A 25,491-nucleotide genomic window follows, 5' to 3' on the forward strand; every position below is an offset into this window, starting at 1 on the left:
GCGGCGGCGCGGGCCGGACCTCGTCAGCACTCGATGATGTTCACCGCGAGCCCGCCGCGGGCCGTCTCCTTGTACTTCACCGACATGTCCGCGCCGGTCTCCTTCATGGTCTTGATGACCTTGTCGAGGGAGACCTTGTGGGAGCCGTCACCGCGCATGGCCATACGGGCGGCGGTGACGGCCTTGACCGCGGCCATGCCGTTGCGCTCGATGCAGGGGATCTGGACCAGGCCGCCCACGGGGTCGCAGGTGAGCCCGAGGTTGTGCTCCATGCCGATCTCGGCGGCGTTCTCGACCTGCTCGGGGGTGCCGCCCAGGACCTCGGCCAGGGCGCCCGCCGCCATCGAGCAGGCGGAGCCGACCTCGCCCTGGCAGCCGACCTCGGCGCCGGAGATGGAGGCGTTCTCCTTGAAGAGCATGCCGATCGCTCCGGCGGCGAGCAGGAAGCGGACCACGCCGTCCTCGTCCGCGCCGGGGATGAAGTTGATGTAGTAGTGCAGGACCGCCGGGATGATGCCGGCCGCGCCGTTGGTCGGGGCGGTGACCACCCGGCCGCCGGCCGCGTTCTCCTCGTTCACCGCCATCGCGTAGAGGGTGATCCACTCCATCGCGCGGGCCGTCGCGTCGCCCTCGGCGCGCAGCTGGCGGGCGGTGACGGCAGCGCGGCGGCGCACCTTCAGACCGCCCGGCAGGATGCCCTCGCGGGCCAGGCCGCGCCCCACGCACGCCTGCATCACCCGCCAGATCTCCAGCAGGCCCTCGCGGATCTCCGCCTCGGTGCGCCAGGCCCGCTCGTTCTCCAGCATCAGGGAGGAGATCGACAGGCCCGTCTCCTTCGTCAGGCGCAGCAGCTCGTCGCCCGAGCGGAAGGGGTACTTCAGCACCGTGTCGTCCAGCTTGATGCGGTCCGCGCCCACCGCCTCCTCGTCCACGACGAAGCCGCCGCCGACCGAGTAGTACGTCTTGGCCAGCAGCTCGGCCCCGGAGGCGTCGTACGCCCACAGGGTCATGCCGTTGGCGTGGTAGGGGAGCGTCTTGCGACGGTGCAGGACCAGATCGTCGTCGTAGGAGAACGCGATCTCGTGCTCGCCGAGCAGGTTCAGCCGGCCGGAGGTCCTGATCGTCTCCACCCGCTCGTCGGCCGTCTCCACGTCCACCGTGCGCGGCGAGGCGCCCTCGAGACCGAGCAGCACCGCCTTCGGTGTGCCGTGGCCGTGGCCCGTCGCCCCGAGGGAGCCGTACAGCTCGGCGCGGACCGACGCGGTCCGCTCCAGCAGGTCCTCGTTGCGCAGCCGGCGGGCGAACATGCGGGCCGCCCGCATCGGGCCGACCGTGTGGGAGCTCGACGGGCCTATGCCGATCGAGAACAGGTCGAAGACCGAGATGGCCACGGTGACTCCTCAAGACGGGGTGGTGCTGGGGGTGCCAGGGGCGGGGCACCGCGTACGGGCCGGGGTCTCCGGCCCGCACGAGGCACTCCTCAAAACGGGACTTACTTGTTCAGACCCGGGTACAGTGGGTGCTTGCCGGCCAGGGCGCGCACCCTGGCCTTGAGGGCGTCGGCGTCGTAGGACGGCTTCAGCGCCTCGGCGATCACGTCCGCGACCTCGGTGAAGTCCTCGGCCGTGAAACCGCGGGTGGCCAGGGCCGGCGTGCCGATCCTGAGGCCCGAGGTGACCATCGGCGGGCGAGGGTCGTTCGGGATCGCGTTGCGGTTGACGGTGATCCCGAGCTCGTGGAGGCGGTCCTCGGCCTGCTGGCCGTCCAGCTCGGAGTCGCGCAGGTCGACCAGGACCAGGTGCACGTCCGTGCCGCCGGTCAGGACGTCCACGCCGACCGCCCGGACGTCGTCCTGGACCAGGCGCTCGGCCAGGATGCGGGCGCCCTCAAGGGTACGACGCTGGCGCTCGCGGAACTCCTCGCTCGCGGCGACCTTGAAGGACACGGCCTTGGCCGCGATCACGTGCTCCAGCGGGCCGCCCTGCTGACCGGGGAACACCGCGGAGTTGATCTTCTTGGCCAGCTCGGCGGTGGACAGGATCACACCGCCGCGCGGGCCGCCCAGCGTCTTGTGGGTGGTGGTGGTGACCACGTGGGCGTGCGGCACCGGGTTCGGGTGCAGGCCCGCGGCCACCAGACCGGCGAAGTGCGCCATGTCGACCATGAGGTACGCGCCGACCTCGTCCGCGATCCGGCGGAACGCGGCGAAGTCAAGCTGGCGCGGATACGCGGACCAGCCGGCCACGATCAGCTTCGGCTTGGACTCCTTCGCCAGCCGCTCCACCTCGGCCATGTCGACCAGGCCGTCCTCGCCCACGTGGTAGGCGACGACGTCGTAGAGCTTGCCGGAGAAGTTGATCTTCATGCCGTGGGTCAGGTGCCCGCCGTGGGCGAGGTTCAGACCCATGATCGTGTCGCCGGGCTTGAGCAGCGCGAACATCGCGGCCGCGTTCGCCTGCGCGCCGGAGTGCGGCTGCACGTTGGCGTGCTCGGCGCCGAACAGCTCCTTGATGCGGTCGATGGCGATCTGCTCGACCACGTCGACGTGCTCGCAGCCGCCGTAGTAGCGGCGGCCGGGGTAGCCCTCGGCGTACTTGTTGGTGAGGACCGAGCCCTGGGCCTCCATGACCGCCACCGGGGCGAAGTTCTCGGAGGCGATCATCTCCAGCGTGGACTGCTGGCGGTGCAGCTCGGCGTCGACCGCGGCGGCCACGTCCGGGTCGAGCTCGTGCAGGGGAGTGTTGAGAACAGTCATGTGCGTGTGTCCGATTCTCAGCCGGCCGTCTCGGCGGCGTACTCGTCGGCGGAGAGCAGGTCGGCGGGCTCCTCGGCCAGGCGCACCTTGAACAGCCAGCCGCCCTCGAAGGGAGCGGAGTTCACCAGCGACGGGTCGCTCACCACGTCCTCGTTGACCTCGGTGATCTCACCGCTGACGGGGGAGTACAGGTCGGACACCGACTTGGTCGACTCCAGCTCACCGCAGGTCTCGCCCGCGGCCACCGTGTCGCCGACCTCCGGGAGCTGGGCGTAGACGACATCGCCGAGCGCGTTGGCCGCGAACTCCGTGATGCCGACCGTCGCCACGCCGTCCTCGACGGGCGACAGCCACTCGTGCTCCTTGCTGTAGCGCAGATGCTGAGGGTTGTTCATGGCCAGAATTCTCCTGTACGCGGGTGAATGGTGATGAATGGGGAGTGCGAAAGGCGTGCGTGACCAGGGGTGACGTGTCTCACGTCGCCTCCGTGGCGGCTACGGCCGTGTCACTTCTGCCGCTTGTAGAAGGGCAGCGCCACGACCTCGTACGGTTCGTGGTTGCCCCGGATGTCCACCCCGACACCGGCCGTGCCCGGAGCGGCGTGCGCGGCGTCGACGTACGCCATGGCGATCGGCTTGCCCAGGGTGGGGGAGGGGGCGCCGGAGGTGACCTCGCCGATCACCTCGCCGCCCGAGACGACCGCGTACCCGGCGCGCGGCACCCGGCGGCCCTCGGCGACCAGGCCGACGAGCACCCGGGGCGGCTCGGCGGCGGCGCGCTCGGCGGCGGCCTGCAGCGCCTCGCGGCCCACGAAGTCGCCCTCCTTCTCGAACTTGACCACCCGGCCGAGGCCCGCGTCGAACGGGGACAGCGAGGTCGTCAGCTCGTGCCCGTACAGCGGCATACCCGCCTCCAGGCGCAGGGTGTCCCGGCAGGACAGACCGCAGGGGACGAGACCGGCGTCCGCGCCGGCCTCGGTCAGCGCCTGCCACAGCTTCTCCGCGTCGCCCGGCGCCACGAACAGCTCGAAGCCGTCCTCGCCGGTGTAGCCGGTGCGCGCGATCAGGGCGGGGACGCCGGCGACCGTGCCGGGGAGCCCGGCGTAGTACTTCAGGCCATCGAGGTCGGCGTCCGTGAGGGACTTCAGGATGCCGGCGGACTCGGGGCCCTGCACGGCGAGCAGCGCGTAGTTGTCCCGGTCGTCGCGGACCTCGGCGTCGAAGCCGGCCGCCCGCTCGGTCAGCGCGTCGAGCACCACCTGGGCGTTGGAGGCGTTGGCGACGACCATGTACTCGGTCTCGCCCAGCCGGTAGACGATCAGGTCGTCCAGGATGCCGCCGTCGGCCTGGCAGATCATGGTGTAGCGGGCGCGGCCGAGGCCGACGGTGGCGATGTTGCCGACCAGGGCATGGTTCAGCAGAGCGACGGCCTGCGGGCCGCTGACGGTGATCTCGCCCATGTGCGACAGGTCGAAGAGGCCGGCCTTCGTCCGCACGGCGATGTGCTCGTCGCGCTCGGAGCCGTAGCGCAGCGGCATGTCCCAGCCGGCGAAGTCGGTCATCGTCGCGCCGAGCGAGCGGTGCAGCGCGTCGAGCGCGGTGCGGCGGGGGCGGTCGGGTTCGGTACTGCTCATCGGGCGGTCTCCCAGGCATGACAGGCGAGGACGGATCCATGTCCTCCCCATCTGTCATCGGAACCTGAGAGGTTCGCCATGACCGCCGTCGGACGGACGGAGCACGGCTTGCACCTTGGGTGGAGCCACTGCGCCAGCGGCCCGCTTTTCAGATGTGCCTCGCCCGCGCGGTAACGGTGCCTGAGAGATTCAAGGGAGGTACTTGCTCCTTCGGCGCCCCAGCGAGACGGCTGGGGACTCTCCCGCGCGGATTCAAGCGGCCGATATGCAGTTGCGCGGACATCATTGCACGCCTGGCCCGCTTCGCGGCAGGTCGGCATCTGTGACCGTCCTGTGGCAGTAAGTACGCGGTTACGTCCTGCGAATACCCGATAACCTTTCGGCCACAGCAGTGGTTCACAGCAGGCGGTAGCAGATGGACTTCCCGGCGGACTTCTCCGCAGACCTTCCGGCACAGGCGCAATCCCATCCGCACGGCGGATGGCCCGGCAACGAGCTGGAGGAGGTGCTGTCCGCCTCCCTCGGCGTACCGTCCGCAGGCGGCCGCATCCTCGAGGCGCTCGGCCGCAGCTTCCTCTGGGTGCCCCTGCCCAACGGCGGCGGTCCGCACAGCGGCCCGCTCGACCTGCCCACGCTGGACATCGACGGTCAGGCGTACGTGCCGGTCTTCAGCTCCGAGGAGCAGTTCCGCCAGGTCGTGGGCCCGCACATGGCGTACACCGTCGCGCCCGCCGTCGAGTTCGCGCGCGGACTGCCCCCGCAGGCCGGCATCGCGCTCAACCCGGACGGCGTGGTCGGCCTCCCGCTGCCGCCGGCCGCCGTGGCCGAACTGTGCCGGGCGGGGCGCAGCTCGCTGGACGGTCCGTCGAGCGGCGGCCGCGTCCGCCTCTTCGAGCCCGACTGGCAGGACGACCCCGTGGACTTCCTCGCCGCCGCCGGCGCCGAGTTCGCCGCGACCGGCGTGGTCAGCACCGCCCGCCGCTGCCTGGCCGCCGTCGAGACGGACGACCCGGTCATGTTCGTGGGCGTCGAACTGTCCCAGTGGGACGGCGACCCGCAGGCCGCCCCCCTGGAGGCCCTGGGCCGCGCCCTGGCGGGCAACCCGGCCAAGTGGCCGGTCAACCTGGTCCTGCTGGACGTGACCCAGGATCCGGTGGCGGACTGGATGAGGGAGAACGTCCGCCCGTTCTACCAGCACGCCCACTGAGTCCCGCCCGGGACGCGGGCAGGCGCACACGATCAGCGATCGGCGGCGCACGGCGAGTCCCCGGCCGCCGGGCGGCGGCTTAAGCTAGGCCTGCCGTCACCTTCCCGCCTGCCCGCCGGGCGGACGACGGGAAGATGACGACAGGACCCGGACCCACGGCTCGGTCGAAACGTCGGTTGTATGGAGGGGCGGTACAAGTGAGCGCCAGCGGCATCACGGCCGGGCAGGTCGAGCAGACGCTGCGCCAGGTGACGCCCGGGCGTTACGACGCCTACGAGGCGCTGCTGCGCGCCCTGGCGACCCCGTCCTCCGGTCAGGTCTGGATGCTGCTGTGGCACGGTCAGGCCGGTTCCCCCGACGCCCAGTACGGCCACATGGATGTCGACGGGCACGGCTACGCCCCCTGCGTGACCTCCGCCCAGGAGCTGTCGGCCAGCGGCTGGAACCGCTCGTACGAGGTCGTCGACGGCCTCGACGTGGCCCGCACCCTCTACCCCGACCACTACGGCCTCTGGCTGAACCCGCACGCCCCGGGCGGCGGCGTCGGAGTCCCCTGGCTGGATCTGCGCCGCATCGCCACCGGCCTGGACCGCCAGCCCGCGGGACCGCTCAGCCTGTCCGAACCGGCCGTCGAGGCAGCGCAGTTCTACGGCCTGCTCACCCAGAACGCCCAACGCACCCCGGCCCTGCGCTCACTGCGCCGCGCCTGGGTGCAGCCCGCGCACGGAGCGCCGTACCTCGCCATCGGGCTCGACGTGTACGACACCTCGCCGCCGGCCGTCGACTCGGTGCGGGTCATGATGCAGCAGTCCATCGGCGCCGTCCCCGACGGGCTGCCGGTGTCGACGGTCGCGATGTCCGACGAGTACGACCCGGTCGCGATGTGGCTGCGCGCCAACTCCCGCCCGTTCTACGACCGTGAGGGCCACGCGTCCCCGGCGGCCGGGTATCCCCGTCCGGATCAGTGGGCCCACTGAGCGTGTTCACCGGCCGGCGGTCCGGGCGGAGGAGCGAACCGCACCCCGGCCGTCGACGCCGTCCGTGACATCGCGTCCGCGGCGAGTGGATGTATCACGCCATGCTGAGCAGGACGGGCGGCCAGGGCGCGCCGCCTGTCCGGCGGGACACCGGCCCCGGGTCCCGGCTCACGGCCGTCATGCCTCATCGGGGCCCGGTCGTGAAGCGGCGGGAAGTCCGGCCGCCGGCGCGGCGGCTCCCCTGTCGAGACGCCTGGTGACGGAGCCGCGTCGCGCCCTCGCCGGCCCGTGCGCACCGTACCGGAACGCCGGTTCACCGGCACCGCGTCTCCTGCCGGAACGGGCCGCGCCCCCTGCGCGCAAAAGGCCTTGCGAAAGGCTCTGAGCAGGGCGTATACGGCTTGGCGGTACCGGATGAGAAAGCGCTGTTCGTCTGGTTTGCGACCGTCGGGCAGGGGCCAAGTGGAGCCGTGATCCGGCCAGTTGGGTGGAGCAGAGGACGTTCGAGAGGCGCTACCCTGTGTCCGGATAACGGAAACCCCCAACCCGCATCACGTTTGCGCATCCATTCATGGTCAGCCCTGGCGAGTGATCGCCGGCCCGTTGAAGACTCGCCTCGCGGATGCAGAGCCTTCGATCCTGTGATCGAACCAATCGGGGGATCCGCCGGACAGTTGTGCCGCATCCATCTGCCGCCATCGCGCAGCAGGCAATCGAACCAAAGCCGTCCACAGCGGCGGAGAAAAGGCCGGTCAACCACCGGCGAGAGGGGTCAGGTCACTGTGACCGCACCGATCGAGACCACCGGGGCGGCAGCCGAGACGCAGCCGGAGGCTGTGCTCACCGGTGCCGACAAGCGGCGGATCGAGGGCCGTTCCCTCGGACAGATCGCCTGGACCCGGTTCAAGAAGGACAAGGTCGCGGTCACCGGCGGTGTCATCGTGGTCCTGCTGATCCTGCTCGCGATCCTCTCGCGTCCCATCCAGGCCGTGTTCGGGCTCGACCCCAACGCGTTCAACCAGGATCTGATCGACCCCAACACCTCGCTGCCCAACGGCGCCTGGGGCGGCATGAGCGCGGACCACCCGCTGGGCGTGGACCCGAAGTTCGGCCGAGACATCGCCACCCGCATCCTCGAGGGATCCTGGGTGTCGCTGGTGGTCGCGTTCGGCGCGACGATCCTGTCCAACGTCATCGGGGCCATCATGGGCGTCGTGGCCGGCTACTACGGCGGCCGCGTCGACACGATCATCAGCCGTCTGATGGACACCTTCCTCGCCTTCCCGCTGCTGCTGTTCGCGATCGCCATCTCCGCCACCCTGCAGGGCGGCGCGTTCGGCCTCACCGGACTGCCGCTGCACCTCAGCGTGCTGATCTTCATCATCGGCTTCTTCAACTGGCCCTACCTGGGCCGGATCGTCCGCGGCCAGACGCTCGCCCTGCGCGAGCGCGAGTTCGTGGACGCCTCCCGGGGCATGGGCGCCAAGGGCCCGTACATCCTGTTCCGTGAACTGATGCCCAACCTGGTCGGCCCGATCATCGTCTACTCGACGCTGCTGATCCCGACCAACATCCTCTTCGAGGCCTCCCTTAGCTTCCTCGGCGTCGGCATCCAGCCCCCGCAGGCTTCCTGGGGCGGCATGCTCCGCGAAGCGGTCACGTTCTACGAGGTCGATCCTCAGTACATGATCGTGCCCGGGCTCGCCATCTTCGTGACCGTCCTGGCGTTCAACCTGCTCGGCGACGGTCTCCGCGACGCTCTCGACCCGCGCAGCCGCTGACGCCTGCTGCCGAGAGCACAACAAGTTTCCGTACAATGGAGGGGAACCCGCCCATCATGCGAAGGTCAGCGCTGGCCGCGATCGCGGCCATCGGCTCCGTCAGCCTGCTTGTCGCAGGTTGCAGCAAGGCCGATGACAACAAGAACGACAACGGCAGCGGCACCAAGTCGGCTGGGGCCGACGCCGCGACCAAGGGGGTCGTCAACGCCTCCAGCAAGAAGGGCGGGACCCTCACCTACGAGATGTCCGACGTCCCGGACTCGTTCGACCCGGGCAACACGTACTACGCGTACATGTACAACCTCAGCCGGCTGTGGGCCCGCCCGCTGATGACCTTCAAGCCCGGCGCCGGCACCGAGGGCAACACCCTGGTCCCGGACCTGGCCGAGGGCAAGGGCACCCCGAGCGAGGGCGGCAAGACCTGGACGTACAAGATCCGTCCGGGTCTGACGTACGAGGACGGCACGCCGATCACGACGAAGGACGTCAAGTACGCCGTCGAGCGGTCCAACTTCGCGCGTGACGTGCTCTCGCTCGGCCCCAACTACTTCCAGCAGCTCCTCGCGGGCGGCGACAAGTACAAGGGCCCCTACAAGGACAAGAGCGCCAAGGGCCTGTCCTCGATCGAGACGCCGGACGACACCACCATCGTCTTCCACCTGAAGCAGGCCTTCCAGGAGTTCGACTACCTGGTCGCCGCCCCGGAGACCGCTCCGGTGCCTCAGGCCAAGGACAAGGGCGTCGACTATGTCAAGAACATCGTGTCCTCGGGCTCGTACAAGTTCGAGAGCTACTCCGAGGGCAAGCAGGTCACCCTCGTGCGCAACGACAAGTGGGACGCGAAGACGGACCCGCTGCGCACGCAGCTGCCGGACAAGATCGTCGTCAACATGAAGGTCAACCCCGAGACGATCGACAAGGACGTCCTCGCGGGCAACGCGATCGACCTCGTCGGCACGGGTGTCCAGGCCTCGACCCAGGCGCAGCTTCTCAGCGACCCGAAGAAGCGGGCCAACACGGACAACACCTTCGGTGGCCGCCTGGTCTACATGGCGATCAACACCAAGGTCGCGCCGTTCGACAAGGTCGAGTGCCGCAAGGCCGTGCAGTACGCGATCGACAAGGCCTCGGTGCAGACCGCCGAGGGCGGCCCGATCCGCGGTGAGATCGCCTCCACCGTCCTGCCTCCGGACATCACCGGCTACGAGAAGTCGGACGTCTACGCGACCGCCGACAACAAGGGCGACGAGGCCAAGGCCAAGGAGCAGCTGAAGGCCTGCGGCAAGACGTCGATCACGACGAACATCTCGGCGCGCTCCGACCGCCAGCAGGAGATCGACGCCGCCACGGCGATCATCAACTCCCTGCAGAAGGTCGGCATCAAGGCCACCCTCAAGCAGTACCCGTCGGGCAAGTACTTCACCGACTACGCGGGTGTCCCGAAGGTCACGCAGAAGCAGAACATCGGTCTGATGATGATGCAGTGGGGTGCCGACTGGCCTTCCGGCTACGGCTTCCTGCAGCAGATCCTGAACGGCGAGGCCATCAGCCAGTCGGGTAACACCAACCTGTCGCAGTACAACAGCAAGGAAGTCAACACCCTGCTGTCCAAGGCGATCGCGACTCAGGACGACACCGAGCGCAACAGCCTGTACGCGCAGATCGACAAGAAGACCATGGACGACGCCGTGATCGTCCCGCTGACCTACTTCAAGGTCCTGCTGGCCCGCCCGCAGAACGCCACGAACCTGGTTTCCTCGGCGGCCTGGAGCGGTCAGTACGACTACCTCAACATCGGCACCACGAAGTAGCAGCCCCGGAAGGCAGGTGAAGGCATTGGTGCCCGCGGGCTTCGCCGCCCGCGGGCACCGGCGCCGGCCCCGTGATCTCGTACATCCTCCGCCGGACGTTCGCAGCAGTGATCCTGCTGCTGGTCGTCTCCGCGGTCACCTTCGCCATCTTCTTCCTGCTGCCGCGGCTCGCCGGTCAGACCGCTGACCAGCTTGCGCAGCAGTACATCGGCAAGAGCCCCTCCAAGGCCGACATCATCGCGGTCAAGCACAACCTCGGTCTGGACCAGCCCCTTTACGTCCAGTACTGGCACTTCATCAAGGGGATCGTGGCCGGCGCCACCTATGACCTGGGGCCCACCTCGGTGCACTGCGACGCGCCGTGCTTCGGCTACTCCTTCAAGACCCATGAGGCGGTCTGGCCCGAGCTGACCACCCGTATGCCGGTGACGTTCTCGCTGGCCTCGGGTGCGGCCGCCCTGTGGCTGCTCTCCGGCGTGACGGTCGGCGTCATCTCCGCCCTCAAGCCTCGTTCGTTCTTCGACCGCACCTTCATGGGTGTCGCGCTCGCCGGTGTCTCCCTGCCCATGTTCTTCACGGGCAACCTGGCGATCCTGCTCTTCACCTACCAGTGGCCGATCTTCGGACGCACCTACGTCCCGTTCACCGAGAACCCCGCTCAGTGGGCCAACACGCTCTTCCCCGCGTGGTGTTCCCTGGCACTGCTCTACTCCGCCATCTACGCGCGGCTCACCCGCTCGGGCATGCTGGAGACGATGAACGAGGACTTCATCCGCACCGCACGGGCCAAGGGCCTGGGCGAGGGCACGGTCGTGGTCCGGCACGGGCTGCGGGCCGCGCTCACCCCGATCATCACCGTCTTCGGCATGGACATCGGCCTGCTGCTCGGCGGTGCGCTGATCACGGAGACCGTGTTCTCGCTGCACGGAGTCGGCCAGTACGCGGTGCAGGGCATCACCGACAACGACCTGCCCAAGATCCTCGGCGTGACCATGCTCGCCGCGTTCTTCGTCGTGATCGCAAATCTTCTGGTGGACCTGCTGTACGCCGCCGCCGACCCGCGGGTGAGGCTCTCATGACCGAACTCTCCAAGACCGGCGCCGCCGTGGGCGAGCCGGCCGCCACCGCCAAGGCCCCGACGGCCTTCCTCGAGGTCCGCGACCTCAAGGTGCACTTCCCGACCGACGACGGCCTGGTCAAGTCCGTCGACGGGCTGAACTTCCAGCTGGAGAAGGGCAAGACGCTCTCCGTCGTCGGCGAGTCGGGCTCCGGCAAGTCGGTCACCTCGCTCGCGATCATGGGCCTGCACCGGCTCGGCGCCCGCGGCAAGAACGTCCAGATGTCCGGAGAGATCTGGCTGGACGGCAAGGAACTGGTCAACGCCGACCCGGACGAGGTGCGCAAGCTGCGCGGCCGGGAGATGGCGATGATCTTCCAGGACCCGCTGTCCGCGATGCACCCGTACTACAAGGTCGGCGACCAGATCGTCGAGGCCTACCGGGTGCACCACAAGGTGAGCAGGAAGGTCGCCCGCACCCGGGCCATCGAGATGCTCGACCGGGTCGGCATCCCCGAGCCGCACAAGCGTGTCGACGGCTACCCGCACGAGTTCTCCGGCGGTATGCGCCAGCGCGCCATGATCGCGATGGCGCTGGTCAACAACCCCGAACTGCTCATCGCGGACGAGCCGACCACCGCGCTCGACGTCACCGTCCAGGCGCAGATCCTCGACCTGATCCGCGACCTCCAGAAGGAGTTCGGCTCCGCGGTCATCATCATCACGCACGACCTCGGCGTGGTCGCCGAGATCGCCGACGACGTGCTGGTGATGTACGGCGGCCGGTGCGTGGAGCGCGGCCGGGTCGACGAGATCTTCGAGCGGCCGCAGCACCCCTACACCTGGGGGCTGCTCGGCTCGATGCCGCGCATCGACCGCGAGACCTCCGAGCGGCTCATCCCGGTCAAGGGCCAGCCGCCGAGCCTCATCAACGTCCCGTCCGGTTGTGCCTTCCACCCGCGGTGCCCGTACGCGGACATCCCCAAGGGGAACGTCACCCGCACGGTGCGTCCGGAGCTGGAGCTGGTGGACGCCGGACACTGGTCCGCCTGCCACCTCTCGGCTGAGGACCGTACGCGGATCTGGACCGAAGAGATTGCGCCGAAGCTGTGAGTGAGACGAAGAAGACGGACGCCGCCGGCCAGGCCGAGGTCCCGCGGCAGGCGCAGGCATCCGACAGCGGCTCCGCGGACCGCGAGGTGCTGCTCCGGGTCGAGGGCCTGACCAAGCACTTCCCCATCAAGAAGGGGATCCTGCAGCGGCAGGTCGGCGCGGTCAAGGCCGTCGACGGCATCGACTTCGAGGTGCGCAAGGGCGAGACCCTGGGTGTCGTCGGCGAGTCGGGCTGCGGCAAGTCGACCATGGGCCGGGTCATCACCCGCCTCCAGGACCCGACCAGCGGCACGATCACCTTCGAGGGCCAGGACATCACGCGGCTGAACGCCGGGAAGATGCGCCCGCTGCGCCGCGACATCCAGATGATCTTCCAGGACCCGTACGGCTCCCTGAACCCCCGCCACACCATCGGCTCGATCGTCTCGGCGCCCTTCCGGCTCCAGGGCGTGGAGCCCGAGGGCGGGGTGAAGAAGGAGGTCCAGCGGCTGCTGGAGCTGGTCGGCCTCAGCCCCGAGCACTTCAACCGCTACCCGCACGAGTTCTCCGGCGGCCAGCGCCAGCGCATCGGCATCGCCCGGGCGCTCGCGCTCAAGCCGAAGCTGGTGGTGGCGGACGAGCCGGTCTCCGCCCTGGACGTCTCCATCCAGGCCCAGGTGGTCAACCTCATGGACGACCTCCAGGAGGAGCTGGGCCTGACCTACGTGATCATCGCGCACGACCTCTCGGTCGTCCGGCACGTCTCGGACCGGATCGCGGTGATGTACCTCGGCAAGATCGTCGAACTCGCCGACCGCACCTCGCTGTACCAGTCGCCGATGCACCCGTACACCAAGGCGCTGATGTCGGCGGTGCCGATCCCGGACCCGAAGCGTCAGGGCGGCAAGAGCGAGCGGATCCTGCTGCGCGGCGACGTGCCCTCGCCGATCGCCCCGCCCAGCGGCTGCCGCTTCCACACCCGGTGCTGGAAGGCGACGGAGATCTGCCGTACCACCGAGCCGCCGCTCAAGGAGCTGAGGCCCGGTCAGCGGGTGGCCTGTCACCACCCGGAGAACTTCGAGGACCAGGCTCCGCAGGACACCGTGCTGCTCACGGCCGCCAAGGCGGCCGCGGAACTGGTGGCCGACGAGGTCCTGGCGGAGTCGGCGGCGACGTCGGCCGCGGTGGCCGCGGAGATCGGCGAGGCGGCGGAGGACTCCGAGTCCGCCGGCTCCCCGGAGTCCGGCACCGAGGGCCCCGACGGCCAGGAGCCGGCCGGGAAGTAGGCGAAGCGGCGCGGTGAAGCCGCGTACGTGCCCGAGCGGGAGAGTGCTCGGCCGGTGGACCCGGCCGCCGCACTCTCCCGCTTCGCCGTGTCCGGGGACGAACCGGCCACGGGTGACAATGTGGCGTGCTTCAGCAACTGTTCAGTCCCTCCGTCCAGCACACGATCGACGTGGTCGGCATCTTCGTCTTCGCCATCTCCGGAGCGCTGCTGGCCGTCCGCAAGAACTTCGACGTCTTCGGCATCGCCGTCCTCGCCGAGGTCACCGCGCTGGGCGGCGGGCTGTTCCGTGACATCGTCATCGGGGCCGTGCCCCCGGCCGCCTTCACCGACCTCGGGTACTTCCTCACCCCGCTGCTCGCCACGCTCGTGGTCTTCTTCCTGCACCCGCACATGGAGCGCATCCAGACCGCGGTGTACGTGTTCGACGCGGCCGGTCTCGGCCTGTTCTGCGTGGCCGGCACGACGAAGGCGTACGCCTACGGGCTGAACCTCACCGCGTCGGCGACGCTCGGCATGGCCACCGCCGTGGGCGGCGGTGTGCTGCGGGACGTGCTCGCCAACGAGGTGCCGTCACTGCTGCGCTGGGACCGCGACCTGTACGCGGTCCCGGCGATCGTCGGCGCCACCATGGTGGTGCTGTGCATCCACTACGACGCGCTGAACCCGTACACCAGCGGTCTGGCGGTGGTCACCGCCTTCGCTCTGCGGCTGCTCGCGATGCGGTACCACTGGCGAGCTCCGCGGGCCTGGAACCGACGGTCGACGGTACGGGAGGAGTGAGGGCCGTCCGGAGGCGGTGGGGCGGCCGCTGCCCCAGTTCCTCGGACAGCCAGCGGAACGCCGCCGGTACCTGCGGCCGCCACAGCGCCATGCTGTGGCCCCCCGCGCTGCGGGGCACGAAGACCACGTGCACGGTCGTCGGCGGCTTCGCGATCCGTTCCAGCGCGACGCCGGCCTGGTACCCGTCGCCGCTCTGGCCCGAGAGGTAGAGCGCCACGCGCGGCGGGACGCGGTAGTTCTTCAGCAGGATGTAGGGGTTGTTCGCGCGTCGCAGCCCGAGGTTCTGGTTGGCGAGCGAATTGCGTTCGCCGATCGGGTCGTTGTAGCCGGACAGGCTCACCGCGGCGCGGTAGCGGTCCGGGTGGGCGACGGCGAGCTTGGTCGCGCAGTGCGCCCCGGCCGAGTAGCCGGCGGTGGCCCAGCCGTTCGGGGCCGGCGCGGCACGGAAGTTGTCCGTGATCATCTTCGGTACGTCGATGCTCAGCCAGGTGTCCGCGTTCACGGTGCCCGGGATGTTGGCGCAGCCCGTGTCGATCTTGGCGATCAGGTTGGTGCGCGGCGCCACCAGTATGAACGGCGCGACCTGTCCGCTGCGCATCAGCGGCTCCAGTTGCTGGTGCACCTTCAGGGAGCCGAACCAGGCCTTCGCCGAGCCCGGGTAGCCCGACAGCAGCTCGACCACCGGGAACTTCTTGTTCTTGTAGGCGGGCTCGTCGTACTGCGGCGGCAGCCATACGTAGACCTCGGCGTTCACCCCGGAGACCCGACCCCTGAGCTGGGTGACCCTGACCCCTCCGGAGGCGCGCATCCCGGGTCCGTCGGCCGGGGTGAACTTCTGCGCGACCCTGGGCAGCTCCCGGTAGGCGATGCCGCCGGTGCCGTCGGTGCCCAGGTTGGCGGCCTGCTGCACATGGTTGCCCGTGCCCAGCAGGTCGGCCCAGTTGTCGTACAGGTTGTTGGCGTTGTTCACCAGTACGAAGACCAGGGTGATGGCTGTGGCCTGGGCGAACAGCAGCATCAGCGCCCGCAGGGCGGTGCGCAGCACCTTGGGGCCCTTCAGTCGCGTCCACAGGACGAAGGGCAGGGCCAGCGCGGCCACGGCCAGCACGACGGTGGTGTACAGGAACGGAGTCCCGGTGAGGCTCATGTCCCGATAGAGGGTGGACAGGGCCTCGGGGTTACGGGCAAGTGCGGACACTTACCGAGATATTGCCTGGGTCTCACCCTGCGGGAGGGCTTGTCGTATGAGCACACCGGGCGGCACCGGGCGGCACCGGGCGGCACCGGGCGGCACCGGGCCACTTCGGGTCGCACCAGGCCGGATGGGGGAAAAGCTACCGCTTAGTAGTGTCCTGATGTATCGTTCACTCATGTCAGAAGCAGCCACCGCCGCGCGGGCCGCGATCGGCGACAGCGAGTTCGACCGGGACACCGCGGTCACCCGGAGCGAGCCCGGTGTCTACGGCATCGACCTCGCCGCCGGCTGGACGATCGCCAACGCCGTCAACGGCGGCTATCTGCTGGCCGTCCTCGGCCGCGCGCTCGCGGACGCCCTGCCGCATCCGGACCCGTTCACGATCTCGGCCCACTACCTGACCGCGTCCCGGCCGGGTCCCGCCGTCGTCCGCACGGACGTGGTGCGCGCCGGCCGCACCCTGTCGACCGGCCAGGCCTCCCTCTTCCAGCGCGACGACGACGGCCGCGAGGTGGAGCGCATCCGCGTCCTGGCCTCCTACGGCGACCTCGGCGCCCTGCCCGACGACGTGCGCACCTCGGCGAAGCCGCCCGCGCTCCCGCCCCTGGAGCAGTGCTTCGGCCCCCAGGACGCACCCGGCGACCCCGTGCCCGTACCCGGCAGCTCGTCCATCACCGACCGCCTGATGCTCAAGCTGGACCCCGCCACCCTCGGCTGGGCGCTCGGCGCGCCCTCCGGCAAGGGGGAGATGCGGGCCTGGTTCGGGCTCGCCGACGGCCGGGACCACGACCCGCTCTCCCTGCTGCTCGCGGTGGACGCGCTGCCCCCGACCGCGTTCGAGCTGGGCGTCAAGGGCTGGGTGCCGACCGTCGAGCTGACCGTGCACGTCCGCTGCCGCCCCGCGCCGGGCCCGCTGCGCGTGTCCATCACCACCCGCAACCTGGCCGGCGGCTTCCTGGAGGAGGACGCCGAGGTCTGGGACGCCGCCGACCGGCTGGTGGCGCAGTCCCGGCAACTGGCACGGGTCAGGCTCGGCTGAGAGCCGTACGAGCCGGGCTCGGCCGACGCCCGCACGGGCCGGGCTCGGCTGATGCCCGCGCGGGCCGGGCTCGACCGGAGAAGGGCCGCCCCGGCGCCCGGCCGGACCGTCAGTCCAGCCAGTGCCGGCGGCCGACGCTGATCAGACGCAGCTGCCGGGTCGCGACCTTGGTGACGCGCTCGCGCTCCTGCTCCGTGGCGTCGAGCGTCTCAAGGAACAGCGAACCGGCGATCAGCATCTGATCGACGTACAACTGGGCGAGCATGAGCAGGTCGTCCTCGCTCCACCCCGCGGACTGGGGGTCCTTGGCCAGTTCGTCCCTCACCTCGCGGGCGAACCGGGCCAGTTGACCGCGCACGACCTCCCGCACCTGCCGCACCCCGCCATGGCGCTCGCGGGCGATGAAACGGACATGGGCGGGGTACGCCTCGACGTGACGGGCTATCAGGTCGACCGCCCGCGCGATGCGCTGCTCGCTGTCGTCCAGCGGGGACACCGTCGACCGGATCATCGGGTGCAGGCTGCTCAGCGCCTGCTCGACCAGGGCCACGCCGAGATCCGCGGTGGAGTGGAAGTGGCGGTAGAAGGCGGTCGGGGCGACGCCGGCGGCGCGTGTGACCTCACGCAGGCCGAGGCTGCTCAGGCTCTGCTCCTCCAGCAGCCCCAGCGCCGCGTCCATCAGGGCCTGTCGGGTCTTCTGCTTCTGGGCCTGCCGGACGCCGGGAGTGTGACTCATGCCATTCAGTCAACAAGTGTTCTCCGGATTGTCAAAGCCCGGTGGCGCGTTAGACTGGGTAGTCAGTGAACAAGTGTAACTACAAGCGTTCACCGACAAGGGGGATCCGATCTCATGCTGTTCCTCGTCGCAGCACTGCTGCTGCTCGGCGTCGTCCTCGGCACGGTGGCCCACGCGCCGCTCGACCTCACGGTCGCCGCGGCCGTGGTCATCGCCGTCTGGCTCGGCGTCTTCGCCCTCCGCGAGCGCCGCGGCCGCGGCACGTCCCGCTGACGCCCCACCGACCCGGCCCGTCCGTCACGACCGTCAGGAGCAGAACCGCCATGCAACTCACCGCACCGGCCGTGCGCCGCACCGGTACGCACGACACGGACCACATGGACGACACGGACGGGATGGCCGTCGCGTCCTTCGTCCTCGGCCTGCTCGGCCTGCTCGTCCTCAACCTGTTCCTCGGCCCCGTCGCCATCGTCCTGGCCGGCGTGGCCCTTTGGCGCGGCACCGGCCGCCGCGGCCGTGCCCTCCTCGGCCTGACCCTGGGCATCGCCGACCTCGTGGTCCTGCTGGCCTTCGTGCAGGCGGACCACACGCTGTCCTGGAGCTTGTGACACCTGGCCCGGCCCATCCTGATCTACGGGCGGCCGCGGCCGCCCGTAGAATCGGCCTCACCATGGCTTACCTCGACCACGCCGCGACCACCCCGATGCTCCCGGAGGCGGCAGAGGCGCTGACCGCGGCACTGGGTGTCACCGGCAACGCCTCCTCTCTCCACGCGTCCGGGCGCGCGGCCCGCCGCAGGGTCGAGGAGGCCCGCGAAACCCTCGCCGAGGCCCTCGGCGCCCGTCCCAGCGAGGTCGTCTTCACCTCCGGCGGCACCGAGGCGGACAACCTCGCCGTCAAGGGCCTGTACTGGGCCCGGCGCGCCGCCGACCCGGCCCGCACGCGCGTCCTCTCAAGTCCCGTCGAGCACCACGCCGTCCTCGACGCCGTGCACTGGCTCGGCGAGCACGAGGGCGCCACCGTCGAGTACCTGCCGGTCGACTCCTACGGCCGCGTCCACCCCGAGGCGCTGCGCGAGGCCGTCGCCCGCAACCCCGACGACGTGGCCCTGGCCACCGTCATGTGGGCCAACAACGAGATCGGCACGCTGCTGCCGGTGCGCGAACTGGCCGCCGTGGCCGCCGAGTACGGGGTCCCGCTGCATGCCGACGCGGTGCAGGCGTTCGGGCAGGTCCCGGTCGACTTCGCCGCCTCGGGACTGGCCGCGATGACGGTCTCCGGCCACAAGATCGGCGGCCCGTACGGCGTCGGCGCGCTGATCCTGGGCCGCGAGTACGCCCCCGTGCCCGTCCTGCACGGCGGCGGCCAGGAACGGCACGTCCGCTCCGGCACCCTCGACGCGCCCGCGATCGCCTCCTTCGCCGTGGCCGGCCGGCTCGCCGCCGAGCGGCGCGAGTGGTTCGCCGCCGAGATCGGCGCGCTGCGCGACGAGTTGATCGCCGCCGTGCGCTCGGCGGTCCCGGACGCGATCCTCGGCGGCGACCCGGCACCGGAGGGGCGCCTTCCGGCCAACGCCCACTTCACCTTCCCCGGCTGCGAGGGCGACTCCCTGCTGCTCCTGCTGGACGCCCAGGGCATCGAGTGCTCCACCGGCTCCGCCTGCACAGCGGGCGTCGCCCAGCCCAGCCACGTCCTGCTCGCCACCGGCACCGACCCGGACCTGGCCCGCGGCACTCTCCGCTTCACGCTCGGCCACACGTCCGCCCGGTCCGACGTCGACGAGGTCGCGAAGGCCATCGGCCCGGCGGTGGAACGGGCCCGCGCGGCGGGGCTGACGTAACACACCGAGGCCCCGCGTCCCAGGTCCGGGCGGGTTCAGGTCCGGGCGGTTCTGGCCGCGCGGACCAGGCGTATGTAGCGGTCCCAGTCCCAGTGGGGGCCCGGGTCCGTGTGGTCGGTGCCCGGGACCTCCACGTGGCCGATGATGTGCTCCCGGTCGACGGCGATGCCGTACCGGCCGCAGATCCCGGCCGTCAGCCGCGCCGAGGCGGCGTACATCGCGTCGGTGAACGACGAGGCGTCGTCGACGAAGCCCTCGTGCTCGATGCCGACGCTCCGCTCGTTGTACGCCCGGTTGCCCGCGTGGAACGCCACGTCCAGTTCGCGGATCATCTGCGTGACATGCCCGTCCGCGCCGACTATGTAGTGCGCGGCGGCCCCGTGCCCCGGGTCCTGGAACACCTTCACCGCGCTCGCGTAGCTGCCCTGGGTGACATGGATGACGACCCGGTCGATCCGGTAGTCGTCGGGGCGGTCCGCCGCCCGGTAGTTCGCCGGGGAGGCCGCCACCCACCGGGCGCCCACGAAGTCGACCGCGCCCTCCACCCGCGGCTTCTGCGCGCCGGGCAGCCGCCACCACAGCCGGGCCAGCCCGCTGCGCTCCACCGCGGCCCCGCCCACCACCAGCGCCACCCCGCCGAGCAGCAGGGCCCGCCGCCCCAGCCGCCGCTGCCCGTCCGTCTTCTTCGCCCCCATGCGATCTTCAACGCATCTCCGGCGGCCCCGGTTCCCGCGCCCCGTACCCTGGAAGGGCTATGACTGACACCCCGCAGCGCTCCCGCCCCCTCCGCGTCCTCGCCGCCATGTCGGGCGGGGTCGACTCCGCCGTCGCCGCCGCGCGCGCCGCGGAAGCCGGCCACGACGTCACCGGCGTCCATCTCGCGCTCTCCGCGAACCCGCAGTCCTTCCGTACGGGCGCGCGGGGCTGCTGCACCATCGAGGACTCGCGCGACGCCCGCCGCGCCGCGGACGTCATCGGCATCCCGTTCTACGTGTGGGACCTCGCCGAGCGCTTCCGCGAGGACGTCGTGGAGGACTTCGTCGCCGAGTACGAGGCCGGCCGCACGCCGAACCCGTGCCTGCGCTGCAACGAGAAGATCAAGTTCGCCGCGCTCCTGGACAAGGCGCTGGCGCTCGGCTTCGACGCGGTCTGCACCGGCCACTACGCCAAGGTGATCCTCAACGAGGACGGCACTCGTGAGCTGCACCGGGCCTCCGACATGGCCAAGGACCAGTCGTACGTCCTCGGCGTCCTCGACGACCAGCAGCTCGCGCACGCCATGTTCCCGCTCGGGGACACGCTCACCACCAAGGACGAGATCCGCGCGGAGGCCGAGCGCCGGGGTCTGGCCGTCGCCAAGAAGCCCGACTCGCACGACATCTGCTTCATCGCCGACGGCGACACCCAGGGCTTCCTTGCCCGCCGCCTGGGCAAGGCCGAGGGCGACATCGTCGACGAGTCGGGCGCGGTCGTCGGCAGCCACGAGGGCGCGTACGGCTTCACCATCGGCCAGCGCAAGGGCCTGCGCATCGGCACCCCGGCGCCCGACGGCAAGCCGCGCTACGTCCTGGACATCTCCCCGGTGAACAACACGGTGACCGTCGGCCCGGCCTCCGCCCTGGACGTCACCGGCCTCACGGCGATCAAGCCCCGCTGGTGCGGCACGGCCCCGTCCGGCCCCGGCACCTACACGGCCCAGTTGCGCGCCCACGGCGGCGAGACCGAGGTCACCGCCGAACTCGTCGGCGGTGAACTCCGGGTCGCCTTCACCGAGCCGGTCCGCGGCGTGGCCCCCGGCCAGGCGGTCGTGCTGTACGACGGCACACGCGTGGTGGGCTCGGCGACGATCGCCACGACGGTAAGGGCGAAGGAGCCGAGCACGGCGGTCTGACGCACGGACCGCCCACGGACCGGGGACGGCGCCGGGCGCCTGCCTAGGACCGGTGCTCCGCCGTCTCCTTGATGCCGGTCAGGGTGGCGTCCATGCCCTGGCCGAGCTGGTCCAGGCGGAAGGCGATGATCGCCTCCTCCTGGTCGGGAGCGCGGTCGATGTACCCGCTCAGGCCGGAGCGGCCGGGGCCGATCGTGACCGACTGGCGCAGCACGGTGCCCCCCTCCGGCGCCGGGGCGAGGGCGAAGGACCAGGTGGCCATCCGGTCCGCCGGGTCCTCGGAGGCCTTGCCGTACCGTCCGGTCGGGTCCATCACGCACCAGGTGAGGGTGCGGTCCGGGACGGCCTCCGTGATGTGGGAGAGGGTGTGCCACTCGCCCACGAGCGGATTCTGGTTGTGCCCGACGTAACGGGCGCCCGTAGCCGGGCGGTCGGCGCCGTCCTGCCACTCCACGCGCACCAGCTCGGGACTCCACCCGGCCATGGCCTCGACGTCGGTGACGACTTCCCACACCCGCGAGGGTTCCGCCGCGATGTGCACCTCGCGGTGGGTGCCGGGCTGGTCGGTGTAACGCATGGCTGCTCCCCGTGCGGGCACGGTCGTTCGCCGCCCCCGCGCAGGGAGTCTAGGGTCGCCAACTCCCCCTGAAAGATGTTGAGTCGGTCACAGGGGTGCCAGTTCGGACACCAGCCGGGCGGCCGTCGGCGCCGGAACGCCGTACCGCTCGGCGGCGCGCAGCACGGCGCCGCCGATGGCGTCGAGCTCCAGGGCGCGGCCGGCCTCGGCGTCACGCTGCATCGAGGACTTCATGCCGACCGGAAACGTGTCGTACATCGCCAGCGTCCGGTCCGCGTCGAGCGGCGCCCCGGCGGCGCGGCCGACGGCGGTGATCTCGCCGACAAGGGTGAGCAGTTCTTCGCGGTGGTCGGTGCGGACCGTGCCGATGGCGGCGTCGTAGCGGGTGGTGAGGAGGGCGAAGGGGGCGAGGAAGGCCAGTTTCGCCCAGAGGACGGCGGTCTCGGGGCCGGCCACGCGGGTTCGCACCCCGGCGGACTCCAGCACGGCGGCCAGGCCGGTGAGCGGGTGCGTGCTCTCCCCGGCCAGGTCGATGTCGGTGAACGGGCTGCCGTGCTCGATGACACCGGGCGCCACGCGGGTCGACTCGACGCGGATGACGCCCGCGGCCACCCGGTCGTCGCCGTAGCGGCGGCGCAGGGTCCCGGGGTGCTCGATGCCGTTGAGGAGCGGCAGGACGAGGCCGTCCGCGCCGAGCATGGCGGGCGGGACCCGGTCAAGGGCGGCGTCCAGGCTGGTGTGCTTGACGGCCACCACGCACAGGTCGACCGGCTCCCGCAGCTCGGTGTCCGCCTCGACCTTGGCGGTGAAGTCCCCGAACTGGCCGCTGCGCACCTGTATCCCGCCCTCGCGCAGGGACCGCGCCGTCGCGTCCCCGGCCAGGCAGATCACCCGGTGACCCGCGCGGGACAGCAGCGCGGCGAGCAGTCCGCCGACGCCGCCGGGGCCGAGCACGGCCACGGTCCAGGGGCGGGGAGCACTCCTCGCGGAAGTGGCTTCGGTGGCGTCGGGTGCGGTGCTGGTCATGGCTGCGGTGTCCCTTCGGTCGCGGCGAGCGGCACCCGTCGGGCGTGCCGCCGTCTCGTCGGGGGCCAACACCGCCGGGGCCCGGCGCATTTCCGGCTCCGGACCACCACGCCGTCGGCGAGGACCGCGCCCGCACAGCGCGGAGGCCGGCCGGGCCGCGACCAGGGACGCGGCTGTCCTGGCCGACGCCCGGCAGGCCGACGCGGAAGCACCGCACAACCGCGGGGCCGGTTGGGCCGAGGACCGCGGCAGCGTCCGGTTCAGGAGGCGAAGAACTCCGTCAGAACCGGCGCGAGCGCCTCCGGTTCCACCGCGTGGGTCTGGCCCTCCAGGGCCCGGTACGTGCCCCGGGGCGCGGCCTCGGCGACCTCCCTGGCCGCCTCACGCAGCCAGGACGGGCTGGCGCCGCCCGCCACGGACAGGACCGGCACGGTGACCGAGGCCAGCAGGTCGCGGGGGACCAGCCCGTCCCCCATCACCGCGTCGTCGTGGGCGAGCGTCGGCGCGATCGCCTCCATGCCCGCCCACATGGGTGACTGGCGGGCGCTGGCGATCATCTGCGGCGCCAGCCCGGTCAGCAGCAGGAACAGCTCCACAGCGTCCCCGCGCCGGCCCTCGGCGAGCGCCGCGGTCAGCTCGGCGGTGTACTCGGCGCGCTCCCGCCCGCCGCCCTCGTACACGGCGAACGGCACCTCGTAGACGGCGACCTGCCGGACCGGCAGCCCGCCGGCCGCCGCCCGCAGGGCCAGCGCGCCGCCGGAGGAGACGCCGTACAGCGCCGCCTCGCCGCCCACCGCGTCGATCAGCGCGGCCAGGTCCTCGACCTCGCGTTCCACCGCGTAGGGCGCCGTGTCCCCGCTCCCGCCGCGGCCCCGGCGGTCGTAGACGACGGCGTCGCAGCGGTCCGACAACGCGGCAGCAAGCGACGCCACCGTGGCCCCCGTCGACATCGCGCCGCTGACGAGGACGACCACCGGGCCCTGCCCGGTGCGGTGGTAAGCGAGGGAGGTGCCGTCACGTGAGACGGTCTTCTTGTCCATGCCCGACATGCCAGTCATGCCACTGAAGACTGCCACGCGGCGGCGGCCTCATCGGGTCAAAACACCTCCACGTCGTAGAAGCACAGGTGGTCCTTGATCTCGGCGACACCCGGCTTCGGGTCGGGGTAGGCCCACGCCAGGTCCGCCGCACCGGGCAGGGACCAGTAGGACGCCGTGCCCTTGAAGGGGCAGTGCGTGTGCGTGTCGGACGCCGCCAGGAGGTCGAGGCGTACGTCCTCGGGCGGCAGGTAGTAGCGCGGCGGGCACCCCGTCTCGCGGAGTACCAGGGCGCGGTCGCTCTCCGCGAGGATCTGGCCGTCGCGCACCACACGCACGCGTTCGCCGCTCTTGTCGATCGTGATCGTGTGTCCTTGGGTCATAGCCGGTACAGCGCCCGCAGGACCCCGCTTCTTCCCGCCCTCGGGGCCGGTGTCCCCGCCGCGTACCGTGGGCGCATGAACATCTGCGTCTTCCTCTCCGCCGCCGACCTCGACGACCGTTACACCCGCCCCGCGCGGGACTTCGCCCGTCTGATCGGCAAGGGTGGTCACAGCCTGGTCTGGGGCGGATCCGACACCGGTCTGATGAAGGTGGTCGCGGACGGTGTGCAGGAGGCGGGCGGCCGGCTGATCGGCGTGTCGGTCGACTTCCTGTCGGCGAAGGCGCGGCCCGGCGCGGACGAGATGGTGATCGCCCGGGACCTTGCCGAGCGCAAGAGGCTGCTCCTGGAGAAGGCCGACGCCGTCGTGATCATGGTGGGCGGCACCGGCACGCTCGACGAGGCCACCGAGATCCTGGAGCTGAAGAAGCACGGTCGGACCGAGAAGCCGGTGGTGCTGCTGAACACCGACGGCTTCTACGACGGCCTCAAGCAGCAGTTCCGCCGGATGGAGGAGGACGGGTTCCTGCCCCGGCCGCTCGCCGAGCTGGTGTTCTTCGCCGAGGAGCCCGCGGGCGCGATGACGTATCTGGACGAGGCGCTGCGTACCGGCTGAACCGGTGGTGCGAGCATGGCGGGCATGGCTACTCATGTGATCACCGGGGCCGGCTCCGGCATCGGCGCGGCCGTCGCCCGCCGCCTGCACGCGCGCGGGGACGAGCTCGTGCTGCACGCGCGCGACGCCGGGCGCGCCAAGGAACTGGCCGCCGCGTTCCCCGGCGCCCGGACGCTCGTCGGCGACCTGGCCGAACCCGACCGGCTGAGCTGGGCGTTCTCCCACCAGACACTGCCCGACCGGGTGGACTCCCTGCTCCACATCGCGGGTGTGGTCGACCTCGGCCCGGTCGGTGAACTCACCCCGAAGACCTGGCGCCACCAGCTCGACGTCAATCTGATCGCCCCCGCGGAAATGACCCGCCACTTCCTGCCCCAGCTCCGCGCCTCGCGCGGCCACGTGCTGTTCGTCAACTCGGGCGCGGGCCTGAGCGCCCACGCCGACTGGTCCGCGTACGCCGCCTCCAAGCACGGTCTGAAGGCACTGGCGGACTCGCTGCGCCACGAGGAGCACGGCAACGGTGTCCGGGTCACCTCGGTCTACCCGGGCCGCACCGCCAGCCGTATGCAGGCCAAGATCCACCAGCAGGAGGGCAAGGAGTACGACCCCGGCAAGTGGATCGACCCCGACTCCGTCGCCACGACCATCGTCATGGCGCTCGACCTGCCGCGGGACGCGGAGGTCAACGACCTGACGGTGCGTCCGGGCCGGTGACGCGAGGCCGGCGGCGGTCCCGGGGGGCCGCCGCCCCCTGAGGCGGCCCCGACCCCG

The 25,491-nt window shown here is 71.0% G+C and carries 26 protein-coding genes and 2 riboswitches; of the genes, 15 read left to right on the forward strand and 11 right to left on the reverse strand.

Going from position 1 to position 25,491, the window contains the following annotated elements:
- Window positions 1-23 precede the first annotated feature (23 nt).
- From OIE49_RS24790 to gcvT, 4 genes are all read right to left on the reverse strand, one after another.
- A complete protein-coding gene (locus OIE49_RS24790; protein WP_326804201.1) occupies window positions 24-1,391 on the reverse strand; it encodes an L-serine ammonia-lyase in 1,368 nt (455 codons plus the stop codon).
- Window positions 1,392-1,492: 101 nt separating this feature from the next.
- Window positions 1,493-2,755 (reverse strand): serine hydroxymethyltransferase, encoded by a 1,263-nt coding sequence (gene glyA / locus OIE49_RS24795; RefSeq protein ID WP_100572162.1) that lies wholly within the window; start codon window positions 2,753-2,755, stop codon window positions 1,493-1,495.
- A gap of 17 nt (window positions 2,756-2,772) precedes the next feature.
- Window positions 2,773-3,150: a glycine cleavage system protein GcvH gene (gene gcvH / locus OIE49_RS24800; RefSeq protein WP_100572161.1), complete on the reverse strand. Its 378-nt coding sequence runs from the start codon at window positions 3,148-3,150 to the stop codon at window positions 2,773-2,775.
- Window positions 3,151-3,260: 110 nt separating this feature from the next.
- Entirely contained in the window at window positions 3,261-4,388 is a 1,128-nt protein-coding gene (gcvT, locus tag OIE49_RS24805) for a glycine cleavage system aminomethyltransferase GcvT (RefSeq protein WP_326804202.1), read from the reverse strand.
- 41 nt (window positions 4,389-4,429) lie between these two features.
- Window positions 4,430-4,546: riboswitch (glycine riboswitch) on the reverse strand.
- Window positions 4,547-4,643: riboswitch (glycine riboswitch) on the reverse strand.
- Between the two features lie 160 nt (window positions 4,644-4,803).
- Between gcvT and OIE49_RS24810 the strand changes: the two genes are divergently transcribed.
- From OIE49_RS24810 to OIE49_RS24845, 8 genes are all read left to right on the forward strand, one after another.
- Complete coding sequence (locus OIE49_RS24810; RefSeq protein WP_326804203.1) at window positions 4,804-5,595, forward strand: enhanced serine sensitivity protein SseB; 792 nt, start codon at window positions 4,804-4,806, stop codon at window positions 5,593-5,595.
- A gap of 197 nt (window positions 5,596-5,792) precedes the next feature.
- A complete protein-coding gene (locus OIE49_RS24815) occupies window positions 5,793-6,572 on the forward strand; it encodes an enhanced serine sensitivity protein SseB C-terminal domain-containing protein (RefSeq protein WP_326804204.1) in 780 nt (259 codons plus the stop codon).
- 782 nt (window positions 6,573-7,354) lie between these two features.
- Window positions 7,355-8,353 (forward strand): ABC transporter permease, encoded by a 999-nt coding sequence (locus tag OIE49_RS24820; protein ID WP_326804205.1) that lies wholly within the window; start codon window positions 7,355-7,357, stop codon window positions 8,351-8,353.
- Window positions 8,354-8,409: 56 nt separating this feature from the next.
- The gene (locus tag OIE49_RS24825; RefSeq protein WP_326804206.1) at window positions 8,410-10,164 is read left to right on the forward strand and encodes an ABC transporter substrate-binding protein; all 1,755 of its coding nucleotides are present in this window, start codon (window positions 8,410-8,412) and stop codon (window positions 10,162-10,164) included.
- Window positions 10,165-10,235: 71 nt separating this feature from the next.
- Complete coding sequence (locus OIE49_RS24830) at window positions 10,236-11,243, forward strand: ABC transporter permease (RefSeq protein ID WP_326804207.1); 1,008 nt, start codon at window positions 10,236-10,238, stop codon at window positions 11,241-11,243.
- Window positions 11,240-12,334 (forward strand): ABC transporter ATP-binding protein, encoded by a 1,095-nt coding sequence (locus tag OIE49_RS24835; protein WP_326804208.1) that lies wholly within the window; start codon window positions 11,240-11,242, stop codon window positions 12,332-12,334. The genes OIE49_RS24830 and OIE49_RS24835 overlap by 4 nt, the downstream gene beginning before the upstream one ends.
- Window positions 12,331-13,599: an ABC transporter ATP-binding protein gene (locus OIE49_RS24840; protein ID WP_326804209.1), complete on the forward strand. Its 1,269-nt coding sequence runs from the start codon at window positions 12,331-12,333 to the stop codon at window positions 13,597-13,599. Before OIE49_RS24835 ends, OIE49_RS24840 begins: the two co-directional genes overlap by 4 nt.
- 125 nt (window positions 13,600-13,724) lie before the next feature.
- Window positions 13,725-14,381 carry a trimeric intracellular cation channel family protein gene (locus OIE49_RS24845; protein ID WP_326804210.1) on the forward strand — a complete coding sequence of 219 codons (657 nt, stop codon included), beginning with the start codon at window positions 13,725-13,727 and terminating at the stop codon, window positions 14,379-14,381.
- Here OIE49_RS24845 and OIE49_RS24850 read toward each other — a convergent pair.
- Complete coding sequence (locus OIE49_RS24850) at window positions 14,290-15,528, reverse strand: alpha/beta hydrolase (protein WP_326806322.1); 1,239 nt, start codon at window positions 15,526-15,528, stop codon at window positions 14,290-14,292. The two genes, OIE49_RS24845 and OIE49_RS24850, sit on opposite strands and share 92 nt — an antisense overlap.
- A 223-nt stretch (window positions 15,529-15,751) precedes the next feature.
- Here OIE49_RS24850 and OIE49_RS24855 point away from each other — a divergent pair, with 223 nt between their 5' ends.
- Complete coding sequence (locus OIE49_RS24855; RefSeq protein WP_326804211.1) at window positions 15,752-16,615, forward strand: thioesterase family protein; 864 nt, start codon at window positions 15,752-15,754, stop codon at window positions 16,613-16,615.
- A 109-nt stretch (window positions 16,616-16,724) separates the two neighbouring features.
- Here OIE49_RS24855 and OIE49_RS24860 read toward each other — a convergent pair whose 3' ends face one another.
- Entirely contained in the window at window positions 16,725-17,351 is a 627-nt protein-coding gene (locus tag OIE49_RS24860; protein ID WP_326804212.1) for a TetR family transcriptional regulator, read from the reverse strand.
- A gap of 114 nt (window positions 17,352-17,465) precedes the next feature.
- On the opposite strand from OIE49_RS24860, the gene OIE49_RS24865 reads away from it, so the two are divergent.
- The 3 genes from OIE49_RS24865 to OIE49_RS24875 all read left to right on the forward strand — a co-directional run bounded on the left by OIE49_RS24865 (window position 17,466) and on the right by OIE49_RS24875 (window position 19,191).
- Window positions 17,466-17,624: a hypothetical protein gene (locus tag OIE49_RS24865; RefSeq protein ID WP_199836853.1), complete on the forward strand. Its 159-nt coding sequence runs from the start codon at window positions 17,466-17,468 to the stop codon at window positions 17,622-17,624.
- 50 nt (window positions 17,625-17,674) lie between these two features.
- Window positions 17,675-17,959: a DUF4190 domain-containing protein gene (locus tag OIE49_RS24870; RefSeq protein WP_326804213.1), complete on the forward strand. Its 285-nt coding sequence runs from the start codon at window positions 17,675-17,677 to the stop codon at window positions 17,957-17,959.
- A gap of 62 nt (window positions 17,960-18,021) precedes the next feature.
- A complete protein-coding gene (locus tag OIE49_RS24875; RefSeq protein WP_326804214.1) occupies window positions 18,022-19,191 on the forward strand; it encodes a cysteine desulfurase family protein in 1,170 nt (389 codons plus the stop codon).
- A gap of 35 nt (window positions 19,192-19,226) precedes the next feature.
- Here the strand turns inward: OIE49_RS24875 and OIE49_RS24880 are convergent, their stop codons facing one another.
- The gene (locus OIE49_RS24880; RefSeq protein WP_100572146.1) at window positions 19,227-19,886 is read right to left on the reverse strand and encodes an N-acetylmuramoyl-L-alanine amidase; all 660 of its coding nucleotides are present in this window, start codon (window positions 19,884-19,886) and stop codon (window positions 19,227-19,229) included.
- Window positions 19,887-19,945: 59 nt separating this feature from the next.
- Between OIE49_RS24880 and mnmA the strand changes: the two genes are divergently transcribed.
- Window positions 19,946-21,082, forward strand: a complete 1,137-nt coding sequence (gene mnmA / locus OIE49_RS24885) for a tRNA 2-thiouridine(34) synthase MnmA (RefSeq protein ID WP_326804215.1) — start codon at window positions 19,946-19,948, stop codon at window positions 21,080-21,082.
- Between the two features lie 43 nt (window positions 21,083-21,125).
- Here mnmA and OIE49_RS24890 read toward each other — a convergent pair whose 3' ends face one another.
- The 4 genes from OIE49_RS24890 to OIE49_RS24905 all read right to left on the reverse strand — a co-directional run bounded on the left by OIE49_RS24890 (window position 21,126) and on the right by OIE49_RS24905 (window position 24,105).
- Window positions 21,126-21,659, reverse strand: coding sequence for an SRPBCC family protein (locus tag OIE49_RS24890; protein WP_326804216.1), 534 nt, complete (start codon window positions 21,657-21,659; stop codon window positions 21,126-21,128).
- Between the two features lie 87 nt (window positions 21,660-21,746).
- Entirely contained in the window at window positions 21,747-22,685 is a 939-nt protein-coding gene (locus tag OIE49_RS24895; RefSeq protein ID WP_326804217.1) for a ketopantoate reductase family protein, read from the reverse strand.
- A 260-nt stretch (window positions 22,686-22,945) separates the two neighbouring features.
- Window positions 22,946-23,725 (reverse strand): alpha/beta fold hydrolase, encoded by a 780-nt coding sequence (locus tag OIE49_RS24900; protein ID WP_326806323.1) that lies wholly within the window; start codon window positions 23,723-23,725, stop codon window positions 22,946-22,948.
- Window positions 23,726-23,781: 56 nt separating this feature from the next.
- On the reverse strand, window positions 23,782-24,105 hold the full coding sequence (locus OIE49_RS24905; protein ID WP_100572142.1) for a DUF427 domain-containing protein: 324 nt from the start codon (window positions 24,103-24,105) through the stop codon (window positions 23,782-23,784).
- A gap of 75 nt (window positions 24,106-24,180) precedes the next feature.
- Here OIE49_RS24905 and OIE49_RS24910 point away from each other — a divergent pair, with 75 nt between their 5' ends.
- Together OIE49_RS24910 and OIE49_RS24915 are read left to right on the forward strand one after the other, a co-directional pair.
- Window positions 24,181-24,720, forward strand: coding sequence for a TIGR00730 family Rossman fold protein (locus tag OIE49_RS24910; protein ID WP_100572141.1), 540 nt, complete (start codon window positions 24,181-24,183; stop codon window positions 24,718-24,720).
- Between the two features lie 15 nt (window positions 24,721-24,735).
- Window positions 24,736-25,434: an SDR family oxidoreductase gene (locus OIE49_RS24915; RefSeq protein WP_100572140.1), complete on the forward strand. Its 699-nt coding sequence runs from the start codon at window positions 24,736-24,738 to the stop codon at window positions 25,432-25,434.
- Window positions 25,435-25,491 lie beyond the last annotated feature (57 nt).

The organism is Streptomyces sp. NBC_01788 (assembly GCF_035917575.1).
Classification (GTDB): domain Bacteria; phylum Actinomycetota; class Actinomycetes; order Streptomycetales; family Streptomycetaceae; genus Streptomyces.